The 12,576-nt window shown below is 58.4% G+C and carries 12 protein-coding genes; 7 read left to right on the forward strand and 5 right to left on the reverse strand.

Annotation, left to right across the window (positions count from 1 at the left end):
- Positions 1 to 8: 8 nt before the first annotated feature.
- From RRF56_RS08860 to menA, 3 genes are read right to left on the reverse strand one after another with little or no spacing between them, the layout of a single operon-like run.
- Positions 9 to 1,475 carry an AMP-binding protein gene (locus tag RRF56_RS08860; RefSeq protein WP_317037274.1) on the reverse strand — a complete coding sequence of 489 codons (1,467 nt, stop codon included), beginning with the start codon at positions 1,473 to 1,475 and terminating at the stop codon, positions 9 to 11.
- On the reverse strand, positions 1,460 to 2,452 hold the full coding sequence (locus RRF56_RS08865; protein ID WP_317037275.1) for an o-succinylbenzoate synthase: 993 nt from the start codon (positions 2,450 to 2,452) through the stop codon (positions 1,460 to 1,462). Before RRF56_RS08865 ends, RRF56_RS08860 begins: the two co-directional genes overlap by 16 nt.
- Positions 2,442 to 3,353 (reverse strand): 2-carboxy-1,4-naphthoquinone phytyltransferase, encoded by a 912-nt coding sequence (menA, locus tag RRF56_RS08870; protein ID WP_317037276.1) that lies wholly within the window; start codon positions 3,351 to 3,353, stop codon positions 2,442 to 2,444. Before menA ends, RRF56_RS08865 begins: the two co-directional genes overlap by 11 nt.
- A 226-nt stretch (positions 3,354 to 3,579) precedes the next feature.
- Here menA and RRF56_RS08875 point away from each other — a divergent pair, with 226 nt between their 5' ends.
- Entirely contained in the window at positions 3,580 to 3,990 is a 411-nt protein-coding gene (locus RRF56_RS08875) for a single-stranded DNA-binding protein (protein WP_317037277.1), read from the forward strand.
- A 171-nt stretch (positions 3,991 to 4,161) separates the two neighbouring features.
- Here RRF56_RS08875 and RRF56_RS08880 read toward each other — a convergent pair whose 3' ends face one another.
- Positions 4,162 to 4,506 carry a DUF1823 family protein gene (locus RRF56_RS08880; protein ID WP_317037278.1) on the reverse strand — a complete coding sequence of 115 codons (345 nt, stop codon included), beginning with the start codon at positions 4,504 to 4,506 and terminating at the stop codon, positions 4,162 to 4,164.
- 197 nt (positions 4,507 to 4,703) lie between these two features.
- Here RRF56_RS08880 and RRF56_RS08885 point away from each other — a divergent pair, with 197 nt between their 5' ends.
- The 5 genes from RRF56_RS08885 (at position 4,704) to opcA (ending at position 10,476) form a co-directional block, all read left to right on the forward strand.
- Positions 4,704 to 4,937 (forward strand): hypothetical protein, encoded by a 234-nt coding sequence (locus tag RRF56_RS08885; RefSeq protein ID WP_317037279.1) that lies wholly within the window; start codon positions 4,704 to 4,706, stop codon positions 4,935 to 4,937.
- An 87-nt stretch (positions 4,938 to 5,024) separates the two neighbouring features.
- Positions 5,025 to 5,918: an alpha/beta fold hydrolase gene (locus tag RRF56_RS08890; RefSeq protein ID WP_317037280.1), complete on the forward strand. Its 894-nt coding sequence runs from the start codon at positions 5,025 to 5,027 to the stop codon at positions 5,916 to 5,918.
- Between the two features lie 219 nt (positions 5,919 to 6,137).
- Positions 6,138 to 7,193: a class 1 fructose-bisphosphatase gene (fbp, locus tag RRF56_RS08895; protein ID WP_317037281.1), complete on the forward strand. Its 1,056-nt coding sequence runs from the start codon at positions 6,138 to 6,140 to the stop codon at positions 7,191 to 7,193.
- A gap of 369 nt (positions 7,194 to 7,562) precedes the next feature.
- Positions 7,563 to 9,092: a glucose-6-phosphate dehydrogenase gene (gene zwf, locus RRF56_RS08900; RefSeq protein WP_317037282.1), complete on the forward strand. Its 1,530-nt coding sequence runs from the start codon at positions 7,563 to 7,565 to the stop codon at positions 9,090 to 9,092.
- A gap of 55 nt (positions 9,093 to 9,147) precedes the next feature.
- A complete protein-coding gene (gene opcA, locus RRF56_RS08905; protein WP_317037283.1) occupies positions 9,148 to 10,476 on the forward strand; it encodes a glucose-6-phosphate dehydrogenase assembly protein OpcA in 1,329 nt (442 codons plus the stop codon).
- A gap of 177 nt (positions 10,477 to 10,653) precedes the next feature.
- Here the strand turns inward: opcA and RRF56_RS08910 are convergent, their stop codons facing one another.
- Positions 10,654 to 11,628: an IS110 family transposase gene (locus RRF56_RS08910; protein ID WP_317033747.1), complete on the reverse strand. Its 975-nt coding sequence runs from the start codon at positions 11,626 to 11,628 to the stop codon at positions 10,654 to 10,656.
- A gap of 259 nt (positions 11,629 to 11,887) precedes the next feature.
- Here RRF56_RS08910 and pdeM point away from each other — a divergent pair, with 259 nt between their 5' ends.
- Entirely contained in the window at positions 11,888 to 12,559 is a 672-nt protein-coding gene (gene pdeM / locus RRF56_RS08915) for a ligase-associated DNA damage response endonuclease PdeM (protein WP_317037284.1), read from the forward strand.
- Positions 12,560 to 12,576 lie beyond the last annotated feature (17 nt).

The raw sequence follows: 12,576 nt of genomic DNA on the forward strand, positions 1-12,576 counted from the left end.
CAGGAATTTTAACCGTCCAAGCCCAAAATTCTTTGAGCCAGGGCCAACGACTGGGGCCGACTGAGTTTGCCCTGGGCAGTTCTGGGGAGGTGATTGACCAAAATCCACTGCTTGGGCAGTTTGTAGGGAGTCAGCCGCGATCGCAGTCGCTCCGGTAGATCTGGCAGCAGGTTTGGGTAATCCATCACTACCAGGGCACAGAGCCGCTGCCCCCAGCGATCGCAGGGCAACCCCACCACACAGGCATCGCTCACGATCCCCGTCGCCAGCAGAGCCGCCTCAATATCTTCAGGAAACACATTCTCGCCCCCCGTAATGATTTTGGTGCTGCTGCGCCCGACGATGTGCAAATAGCCCCCGTCATCGAAATAGCCAATATCATCAGTAGCGAATGACCCCGTAGGGTGGGCACTGCCCACCAAAGAACCCGTTCCGCCAGGGCAACTCCCATATCCCAGCACTCCCGTAGGGTGGGCATTGCCCACCACAATCCCTTCCCCGAGGCTCAAATAGGCCTGGGCCAAAGAACTGGCCTGAATCACCACCCGCCCCGTTTGCCCCGATGGCTGAGACTGCCCCTGGTCATTGAAAATCGTGATTCTTGCATGGGGCAAAGCTCTGCCGCTGCTGCGGTTGCCGGCCAGAAATTCCTCTGGCAGCAAGGTGGTGACCTGGGCGGCAGTTTCGGTCATGCCATAGGTAAGGGCGACGGGAATGTGGGCCGCCTGGGCCTGGTCGAGCAGCGATCGCCCAGCAGGCGCACCCCCCAGCAGCACCGCCCTAAAACTCCGCAGCCAGGGGCCAAACTCATCCCCCAAAGCCAATAAATCCTGAAGCTGAGTCGGCACCAGCGAGAGAAATCCACCGGAGGGTAAGGGCAAGACTTCGCCCCGCTTGAGATCGCCGTAGGGCTGGAGCACCAGCTGCCCGCCCGTGGTCAGCACTCGCAGCGTCTGCATCAGCCCGCTGACGTGAAACAGTGGCAGTACGCAGTAGGCGTGGACTGGGCCACCGCCAAAGTGGGCGCAAAAGCCGGCTACGGAGACGCTGAGGGTCTCCCAGCTATGCACCGCAAACTTAATCTGCCCCGACGAACCGCCCGTGGGGATCAGAATTTGCCCCGGCTGCGCCCCCAGCACTCGGCAGGGATAGGCCGCCATGCCCGGCACCAGGGGATTGCTCCAGACTGGATCGACCATGGCCTGCATCTGATGACGATCGCGATCGCCCCAGCCAGGGTTCGCCAAAACTACGGTGCAGTCCGCCGACCAAGCTGCCAAGCAAGTCGCCAAAAACAGTAGCGGGTCAGGTTCAGCGATCAAAACTCCGGGGTTGTGGACAGTGCAAGATTCTCTATACGCAGCAAAACTAGGGCTGAGTTGACCTAAACATTGCCAAAATGCCTGCCTACTAGGGCCGATCAGCCAATCGTCTCCCCAACGGTTGTGAAGCAACGCTTTTAGAGTCTGTCCCATAGCTCGGCGGGGGTGAGGGTATCCCAGTCGTCATCGAGCCAGCCTTGGGTGCCAAAGCCCAGCGCTGGAGCCGGAGCAGGAGAGCAGCGGGCGGCGATCGCCAGGGCAGCCCGTCGCCCCACCCCGGTTTCAAAGACAGAGGAAAAGACGAGGTGGGGCTGATGCTGTTGGCAGAAGGCTTCCAGGCGCTGGGGCGAACCGGCGATCGCAGGCTTGACCACACAGACTCCCCGCCACCCCTGCTGCCAACAGTTCTCTAGCTGAGCCACGGTGGCAACCGATTCATCCAGGGCGATCGCCGTTTGATATCGATGACCAAGAGCGATCATTGCCGTTAGCTGGTCGGGGGGCAACGGCTGCTCAAGGTATTCAACAGTGGCTAAGTGAAGATTGGCGTTGAGGCGATCGCAGGCCGCCAGCCAATGCTCGGCCTGGGCCAGACTCAGGCCGCCGTTAGCATCCAACCGCAGTCGAGCCTCGGAGGGCAGAGTTTTCACCCATTGCTCTAGCCAAGCGATTTCGTCAGCAATGGGATGCACGCCAATTTTCCACTTCAGGGTGCGATGGCCTTGGGCTAAGCGCTGGGGGGCAATCTCTAACACCGCTGCACCAGCGGGCAGCAAGCCACAGATGGCTGCGTTAGCAAAGCTATCCGCAGGAATTGCCGGTTCATGACCAGCGCTCTGTCCGGTCAAATCGGCCAGGGCAGATTCTAGCCCAAACTGAGTCGCCGGGAGAGCAGCGGGAACCTTCTGCCCATGCCACTCCCCCCCCTGAGCGCGGCAAAACGCCAGCGCTTCGGCCATCGTCTCACTGCCAAACCAGGGAATGGGGGCCACCTCGCCGTAGCCCCATCGGCCCAGGCCATCCCTCAGGCGAATCAGTAGGCCCTCGCGCCAGACCCACGGGCCGTGGGCGGTGTGTAATGGCTGCACAAACCGCCGTCGGTAGGGTTTCAGCGCCAGCTCAAGCCCCATAGGCGCTTAGCCAAAAGCCCAAACTCAGCAGCACTCCGCTCCAAAAGTGAAAGCCAATGGCAAAAAACTTAGCGTTAAACACCCGGCTCGGCTGGTCGTGATAACGGGTAACGTGGCGACTGAGCCGCCAGGCCGAAAGCAGGCTCAAAAACACCAGCGCCGTCCAGACCGGAAAAATACCTAGAACTAAAGCGACAGCGGCGATCGCAAAAAACACCCCACAGCCCCAGGGCACCAGCGCTGCCCCCCGCTTTGTGCCCAACCGCACAATCGGCGATCGCTTACCCGCCGCCAGATCGTCCTCGACCTGGTGAAAGTGCGAACAAAACAGCACCAGCGTTGTCGTCAGCCCCACCATCATTCCCACCATCTGGCTACCCCACGACCAGGTCTGGGTCTGGCTATAGTAGGCGGCCCCCATGGCCAAAGGGCCAAAGCTTAAAAAACACAGCACCTCTCCTAGCCCCTGGTAGCCCAGGCGAAAGGGTGGCCCCTGATACATGTAGCCCAGGCCGCAGCAGAGCACCACTAGCCCCAGTACAGTCGGGTCTTGCTGATAGACGGCGATCGCCACGATACCTGCGATCCCCAGCCCCAAACAGAGGTTGGCCAGGCCAAAAATGAGCCGCCGATTGCGGGTTAAGTTGACGAGAGAATGGGCCTTGTTGACATCGATGCCTGTCTCCGCATCAAACACATCATTACTGAGATTCTCCCAGGCCAAAATGAGCACCGCCGCCAGCACAAACAGCGCAAAAATACTGCCGTTAAACTGGCCGGTTTCAGCGTAGGCGATCGCGCTCCCCACCACCATCGGCATCATAGCAACGCTATACATGGGGGGCTTTATGGCTGCTAACCAGAGCTTACGGGGGGCCGGGTCTACCGATTGAGTGGTCATAGCACTGTAATTACTCCAGGCCTAGCATATCGCTAAGCCGGACTATGGCTGTGGCCAAATTCCTAGGTCTAACTCAGTCACTCTAGTAAGAACACTGAGGCACTCGTTTCAAAAGTTACGTGATTTTCCATAGCAAATTGTGAATCTCCCCTGTGCATATTAAAGCCACAGACATCTGGCTTGCCGAGCAGGGTCTGGTGCATCTAGTTCTAAGGAGACCCTAGCTATGTCAAGTCGAGGATTAAACCTATGTACCCTGGCCGGGTACGTAGCCGCCGACCCCCAGATTCGCAGCATTGAGCGCAAAACGGGCGGCCATACTCAGGTGGCCGACCTCACCATCTACGTCGATCGCATTCCCAGCCGCAAAGACAACGACAGCTTTACTGTCAACATCACCGTGTGGGAAGACTCCTCTGCCTGGCGCAAGCTCACCTACATCAAGAAAGGGTCGCTGATTATCGCTAGCGGTGCGATCGACGCCTCCCCCTACGTCAGCAAAACCGACTCCCAGCCTCGGGCCGGGCTTCAGCTCAAGGCCAACGACATCTTTTTAGACTCTTCCCCCAAGGCCGACGATCCCAGCGCGGCCCCTCAGGACCAAGCGCCTAGAGCCTTGGCCACGGCAGAGTTCTAACATCAGCTATGCTGCTGGCTTGGCCCCTGCGATCGCGACACTATCGATCTCCAGGCCAAGCCAGCAGACCAGATATCCACGGAGAGAGCGCCGTGGGTTGAGAGCGAGGATGCGGGCTTCCCCGCATCCTTTTCTAATTTTAGGCATCGGTTCTGCTCGGCCATCGGTCTCCTACCGCCTGCGGTAGCTCAGCAACCAGCTCACCATTGTCGCTCGACGGGTCAAGCGAGGAATCAGCTGGTCTACGGTGTAGCCCTTAAACCCCAGCTCTTCTTTCAGCAATTGTTTATCGGCCTTGGGAATTGAGCGCGTAAGCTGCACTGTTGCCGGGCGACTCTCAATAAAGTTGGGCGGCTGGGGAAATTTTTCTACCCAGAGGGCCTCTACCGCCGAATTATCCCAGCCATCTGAGGTTTCGCGGTAGCCCAAGCCCTGCCAGACCAGGCGGTTCACGGTGTCATCGTCGAGTTCGTCGTTGAGAATGGCCCACAGGGTCTCGTCAGTGATGGGGGGCATAGAAGCTGATCCGCTTTGCTAGCTGTCATCCAGGGTGAGTAGGCCTAGCCATCACCACCCAGACTCTTCATTATCGCCCAAGAATCTGACCATCAGCCCTAGGTCCAGGTCACACCCAGGGCCTAGAACGCACTTACGGATAGGGAGTAGAAACGGCTCATCAGCTCCTCATGTTGCAAGCCTAAAGGAACCCCACCATGCGACGACCCCATCGCCAAAGCGGGCTGATGCCCCTGACCTTCAAACTGGTGAAGTACTTCTTGCTGACTCTGGCGGGCTTTACGATTACCTACATTGCGGCCATTGTTTTAGATCTGCCCCTGGTGGCCGAGATTATTGTGGTGGTTTTAGAGCGAGGGTTGGGGCGATCGCTAGTGCTGCTGGGCTGTCTGTGGGCGATCGCGGTGATCAACGAGTCGGCTCGCTCCTAACCTCACCGCAACTTCTGGCTGAAACTCACCCTTTTCGCTAGGGTTAAGGAGTATGAAGCCAGCCTAAGTTTCTCAAGAGGCCTCCCTGTGACCACTCTCCTAGCCACCCCCACTGTAAAAACCTGGCAATGGCAGGGGTTTTCCATTCGCTACCAACAGCTTGGCACCACAGGTACGCCGGTGCTCTGCATCCATGGGTTTGGGGCCTCTAGTGACCACTGGAGCAAAAATCTGCCCGCCCTGGGTGAGCATTACCAAGCCTATGCGATCGATCTGCTGGGCTTTGGCCTCTCTGACAAACCCACTCCCAACCAACCGCTGGCTTACACGTTTGAGACCTGGGGCCAGCAAATTCTCGACTTTTGCCGCGAGGTGATCGGCCAGCCAGCCTACCTGGTGGCCAACTCCATCGGCTGCATTGTGGCCCTCCAGGCCGCCGTAGATGGCGCTGAGTGGGTCAAGGGCGTGGTCATGCTCAACTGTTCAATTCGTTTGCTGCATGAGCGGCGGCGGGCCGACATTCCGTGGCATCAGCGCCTCAGCACCCCAATGGTGCAAAACCTGCTGGGCTATGCTCCGGTAGGGCGCTTCTTTTTCTCGCGCATTGCGCAGCGCAAGGTAATTCGCAACCTGCTGGGGCAGGCCTATCGTCGCCCCGAAGCCATTACCGATGCCTTGGTAGAAGCCATTCTCACCCCGGCTTTAACCCCTGGAGCCGCCGACGTATTTTTGGCCTTTGTGCGCTATTCCCAGGGCCCCCTGCCCGAAGATCTCTTGCCCCAAACCCATTGCCCGGTGTGGATTGTCTGGGGGCAAGCCGACCCCTGGGAGCCCGTGGCCCTAGGCCGCACCCTGGCCGATTTCCCGGCAGTCAAGGCAATGGAAGAGCTGCCTGGAGTGGGCCACTGCCCCCAGGATGAAGCACCAGAGTTAGTTAATCCGTTAGTGCTAGGGTGGCTGAGTGAAGCCGAATCTGCCTGAGCTCAGGTTTGCCTGTGGCTCTCAGCGGCGATAAACCCCGACAGTAGCTGAGATGGGGGCAAAAGCTCGATTCTCAGGGCGGCCCCATTTCTAAAGTGTCTCTAAAGGTTGCCAGCAATCCCAGTCAGCCTTCTTACCATGAAGACAGCCCCTAGAGGTTGTCGCCCGCCTAGACGCCGCAACCCCGCTCTCAAAACAGAATAAGAAAGGAACCCTACGATGGCCGACTACCAGCCCGCCGACACTGCCTTTGCCCTCGATCGCGACTGCAAAACCCTCACCCGCCACGTCCTCGAACAACTGCACAGCTTTGGCCCCGAGGCCCAAGACCTCAGCGCCCTGATGAACCGCATTGCCCTGGCAGGTAAGCTGATCGCCCGCCACCTTAGCCGGGCGGGGCTGATGGAGTCGGCCCTGGGCTTTACCGGCGAAACCAACGTCCAGGGCGAAGCCGTCAAAAAAATGGACATCTACGCCAACGACGTATTTATCTCGGTATTCAAGCAGAGCGGCTTGGTCTGTCGTCTGGCCTCCGAAGAAATGGACAAGCCCTACTACATCCCTGAAAATTGTCCCATTGGCCGCTACACCCTGCTCTACGACCCGATTGACGGGTCGTCTAACGTCGATATCAACCTCAATGTCGGCTCTATTTTCTCCATTCGCCGCCAGCAGGGCGACGACCTCGACCACGACGGGGCTGATCTGCTGCAAGATGGTCATCAGCAGCTGGCAGCGGGTTACATTCTCTACGGCCCCAGCACGCTCCTGGTCTACTCCATTGGCAATGGGGTACATGCCTTTGTGCTCGATCCCAGCCTGGGCGAATTTATCTTGGCCACCGAAAACATTCAGACCCCGGCCCACGGCCCCACCTACAGCGTCAACGAGGGCAACTTCTGGCAATGGGAAGACTCAATTCGCGACTTTGCCCGCTATGTCCATCGCCACGATGGCTATTCGGCCCGCTACACCGGGGCGCTGGTGGCAGACTTTCACCGCATTCTCACCCAGGGGGGGGTATTTCTCTACCCCGGCACCACCAAAAAGCCTGAGGGCAAGCTGCGGCTGCTCTACGAAACTGCCCCCTTGGCCTACCTGATTGAGCAGGCAGGCGGGCGAGCCAGCACCGGCACCGAAGATATCATGGCGGTGGTGCCCGGCGAGATTCACCAGCGCACCCCCTTTGTGGTGGGCAGCAAAGACGATGTCGCCCTGGTTGAATCATTTATTCAAGACCATAGCCGCCGCCAGGACACGTTGCTGGCGAACTGAGGTTGGCGGATGGGGGGAGTAGCGGCGATCGCCCCGGCCAGCGCCATCTATCGAGCGTGAATACTGCCCTCGATAGATCCCCAAATCTTCGGCAGTATCTTAAGGTGGGTCTGGCATACCAGCATGATTGAGACAGTGTTGCCCCAATCACTGCTCCACAATTGGTGACCTTGAATACCGTTTCTGCCCAGTTAATTAAGACGGTCTGTAGTCTCGCTAGATTTGCAAAATCTGCTGTCAATATAGATTGCGGTTTCTGTTATTTAGGGGTGGGGCCAGCGTTTCCCAAACCGCACTAATCACACCCCATAGCTCAGGCCCAGCGTTTGGTTTCCACTGTTTCTCTTCTGCTTTTTATCCCGCACGCTTATGGTGTCCTTGCTTGAAAATCCCCTGCGCTCTGGTCTTCAACAAGACCGCATTCCCGAGCCGCAAATTCTAGTTATTTTTGGGGCCTCGGGCGACCTCACCCAGCGTAAAATTGTGCCTGCCATCTACCAAATGCGGCGCGAGCGGCGGTTGCCCCCCGAGCTCACCATTGTCGGTGTAGCCCGACGCGAGTGGAGCCACGAGTTCTTTCGAGAGCATCTGCGAGAAGGGGTAGAAGAGTTTGGCAACGGCCTGGGGTTTGAAGCCATTTGGAATGATTTTGCGCGGGGGTTGTTCTACTGCCCCGGCGACATTGATGACCCTGAGTTTTATCAGTCGCTGAAGACGTTTTTGGCCGAACTCGACCAGCAACGGGGTACCCAAGGCAACCGGGTCTTTTATCTGTCTGTCGCCCCGCGCTTCTTTGGCGAAGCAACCCAGCAGTTAGGGGCCGCAGGCATGCTCGAAGACCCCGACAAGCAGCGGCTGATCATCGAAAAACCCTTCGGCAAAGACCTCTCTTCGGCCCGAGTGCTGAACCGGGTGGTGCAGGATGTCTGCAAAGAGCGCCAGATCTATCGCATTGACCACTACCTGGGCAAAGAAACCGTTCAAAACCTGATGGTGTTTCGCTTTGCCAACGCCATCTTTGAACCTCTGTGGAACCGGCAGTTTGTCGATCACGTGCAGATTACCGTGGCCGAGACGGTGGGCCTAGAGGGCCGGGCCGGCTACTACGAAACGGCGGGAGCCCTGCGCGACATGGTGCAAAACCATCTGATGCAGCTATTTTGCCTCACCGCCATGGAGGCTCCCAACTCCCTCGATGCCGACAGCATTCGCAACGAGAAGACCAAAGTACTGCAAGCGACCCGACTCAGCGATATTGACGATATCAGCCAAGCGGCAGTGCGGGGCCAGTATTCAGGCGGGTGGATGAAGGGCCAGTCGGTACCTGGCTACCGCGAAGAGGAGGGGGCCAACCCCGAATCGACCATGCAGACCTTTAGTGCCATTAAGCTCGAAATCGACAACTGGCGGTGGAAGGGGGTGCCCTTCTACATGCGTACCGGCAAACGGATGCCCAAGAAAGTGAGTGAAATTTCGATTCACTTCAAAGAAGTGCCCCACCTGATGTTTCAGTCTGCCGCTCAGCAGATGAACCACAACGTGTTGGCCCTGCGCATTCAGCCCGACGAGGGCATCTCCATGCGGTTTGAAGTCAAGACTCCCGGCAACTCGCTGCGCACCCGCTCCGTCGACATGGACTTTCGCTACGATGCCGCCTTTGGCCAGGCCAACACCGACGCCTACGCCCGCCTGATTGTCGACTGCATGCTGGCCGACCAGACCCTGTTTACCCGGGGCGACGAGGTAGAGGCCTCTTGGCGGCTGCTCACTCCGCTACTCGAAGCCTGGGATGCCCCAGCCGACCCGAAGGCGATTCCCCTGTATGAGGCAGGCACTTGGGGGCCGGTTGAAGCCGAATTTTTGCTGAATAAAGACGGACGGCGCTGGCGACGGCTATAGCCTGCGGTGTGCCCAAGCTGAGCCTGGTTTTGCGATCCCTTTACTGCTTTGTCCTATGACTATGACTCCGATTGTTGCTCTGCAAAAGCCCAAGGACATTTCCCTGGATGAAATAGAGTCAGAACTGCACAATATTTGGCGTCAGCAAGATTCTGGGGTCGCCACCCCGATGGCCACCCGCGCCACCACCTTCACCATGGTGATCTATGAGCCCGAAGAGGTGCAGCAGGTGCTGGCGGCCCTGGGCCACTATGCTGGCTTTATTGATGGCAACCACGGCCCTCAAACCCGCGATGCCCTACGGCAGGCTCAGGTTGCCTACGAACTGCGCGTGACCGGTCGAGTTGACCCTCCCACCCTGGCCCGCATTCGCCAAGAGTATGCCCAGCTGTCAGAATCGCAAAAGCAGTATGCCAACCTCGATCAGCGGGGGTTTAGCCTCAGCGAGTCGATTTCGGCCCACAATCCCTGCCGCATTATTAGCCTGTGCCCCACCTTTGGCGAAGATACTGGGGTGACGGCTCAGGTGTCGGTGTATTGCCCCGTGCAGAAGAGAAGCTCGGGCAACTTGATCTGCTGCGAGTACATCAACCTGCGGGGCACTAAAGCGGCCCTGGAGCGGGTAAGTGATCTGGTGGCATCATTAACGCTGCCAGAACTACCCAAGTTTGTCTGGTGGAAAGCGACCCCGAGCCCCGAGCAGTTGATTTTTCAAAGCCTGGCCAAGACCAGCAACTGCATCATTGTTGACTCTAGCTACTTTAGCGATGCTGAAGCCGAGCTGCAAAAAATGCAGGAGTTGATCGAGGCGGGTACCTACATCGCCGATCTCAACTGGCACCGACTGGCCCCCTGGCAAGAGCTGACCGCCGCCGCCTTTGACCCCCCCGAACGGCGCGAGGCGCTGATTGATGTCGATCGCATCAGCATTGACTACGAACAGGGCAACGCCGCCCAGGCGCTGCTGTACCTGGGCTGGTTTGCCAGCCGCCTTAACTGGCAGCCCATTGCCTATGTCGAAGAGGGGGGCATTTACAACATCAAAAAGATTCACTTCAAAGGCCCTAATGACTTGGCCGTTGAAGCCGAGTTGGCGGCTATTCCGGTGGCCGACTCTGGGGAAGTAATTGGCGACCTCACCGGGCTGCGGCTATTGTCAACCAACACCAATGCCAACTGCTGCACTATTTTGTGTTCTGAGACCAGCGGCTGCATGCGGATGGAAGCTGGGGGCGGTGCCCAGGCCTGCCAGGTTGAGCAGGTCACGGCTCTGTCTGACCAAAAGGCCGACTTTATGCTGGGCCAGCAGCTCCAGCGCTGGGGCGAAGACATGCTCTACGAAGAGAGCCTGGCCATGGTGGCGCAGATTATGAATTTGCTCTAGGGGCGATCGCTTATAAGCTTTCTAGAAAAGAATCTCCCCGCTGTATCCGGCGACTGTAGCCACCGTAGCGATTATCTTCTTTGTCAAGCTCATCCTGCTATGCGATTAGCCTCGGCGGGATGGCAGCGGAAATCAAGCCAGGAGCCCTGCCTGCATCAGACAGAGTCTTGCTGTTCCTTATGTGGCGGCGGGCAGGGAGCAAGCCGGAGCCTGCCAGAGGGTGTCATGTTCTACCATGGCATTGAGAATAATCACCAGTTTGTGCATGCAGGCCACCAGGGCAACCTTTTTGAGTTTTCCCCGCTGCAGCAGGCGCTGGTAGTAATCGCGAATGACCGGATTATGGCGAGTGGCGACTAACGCGGCCATGTAGAGGCCTGTGCGCACGGTGGCTCGACCGCCGCTAATCATCCGCTTACCCCGCATCTGGCCGCTATCGCGGTTGAACGGGGCGAGGCCACACAAGCTGGCTAGGCGCTTCGCTGAGATCTGTCCTAACTCGGGGAGTGAGGCCAAGAGGAGCCCCGTCGTCACAGCCCCAATACCCGGCACACTGGTGAGGATCTCGCGGGTGCGCTGCCACTGATCGCTCTGGGCGATGAGCTGCTCAATCTGGGTATCGAGGTCTTGGATCTGTTGCTTGAGCCAGTCAATATGCTGCTCAATGCTCTGACCCGTCCTGGCTCGTGCTGAGCGTTGCCGGGCTTTTTCGGCACTCATCATCTCGACGAGTTGCTGCCGTCGCGTGACGAGGTCTTGAAGGTGTTGACTGGCCTCACTCGCCATCGCCCGTACCTCTGGACGGATGGCATCGGCAAAGTGAGCCAACACCTCGGCATCAATTTTGTCTGTTTTAGCCATGCGCCCCGTGGCCCGGGCAAAATCACGCACTTGACGTGGATTCACCACAACGGCGGGCCAGCCCTCCGCCATCAACGTTCGCGCCGCCAGGGCTTGATAGCCCCCGGTCGCTTCCAGCACAATCAGACTCGTCTCGCGACGAAACGCCGTTAACGCCTGTAGCAACTCTCTTAAACCAGAGTCACTGTTGGCCACCTGAACGCTTAATCCAAGTGGACGGACGTACACATCTAAGGTGCGCTTGGATACGTCAATGCCAACCCATTGATGCGCTTGTGATAGTTCAGTCATGGTTGTATCCACCCGTGTAGGAGGTTAATCTGACATCACTCGTCCTTGCTCGATACGGAGTCTAAGCTCCTGGCGATTTTGCGAGTTAACTTCAGAGGTGTGCAGCGACCCATGCTACGTTCGGTTTTGGACAACCTAGGGTGGGACGGTCTGCCACACACCTCTAAAGATACAAGGGTGGGCACTGCCCACCATGAGGGAGAAAATTTTCCAGACGTCGCCTTACATTGGCCAACAGTGCTTTGCTATATTGCTGTCCATGCCAACCCCAACTGCCGGTGTAGCCACTCTAACCGTCGGCCCGACCCAGCTCCAGTTGCTGCCCCAGCGAGCGGTCTATATCGAGGCGCTGGAGGCACTGCTGGTCTCCGATGTGCATCTGGGCAAGGCGGAGACCTTTCAACACTACGGGCTGCCCATTTCGAGCCAAACAAACCACGCCACTCTCCAGCGGCTAGAGGATCTGTGTAGGCAGCTCAGCCCGACCTCGCTGTGGATTTTGGGCGACCTGTTCCACGGGCGCGAGGGCATGGCCGACGCGGTGATCGACGCCTGGCTCAAATTCTTGCACCGCACCCAGATCAGCGCCCATCTGATTGTGGGCAACCACGATCGCCGCCTGCAAGACACCCTCGACCAGCTCTCGGTGGCCTGCTATCTAGAGGCGGTAGACGTCGGTGGGCTGCGCTTTAGCCATGAGCCTGAGTTAGACCCAGATTGCCTCAATCTCTGTGGCCACATCCACCCCTGCCTGCGGCTGACAATGGGATGCGATCGCCTGCGGCTGCCCTGCTTTCACTGGCAACCTCGGCAAAATCAGCTGACCCTGCCAGCCTTTGGCGAATTTACCGGCGGCTACGACATTGCCCTGGGGGCCGGTGAGGTGGCCTACGTGGTAGCAGATGAAGCGGTGGTGGAGTTTGCCCGGTAGGTGGCTGGCCCGAACAA

Origin of the sequence: Nodosilinea sp. E11, from assembly GCF_032813545.1 — a bacterium.
GTDB lineage: Bacteria > Cyanobacteriota > Cyanobacteriia > Phormidesmidales > Phormidesmidaceae > Nodosilinea.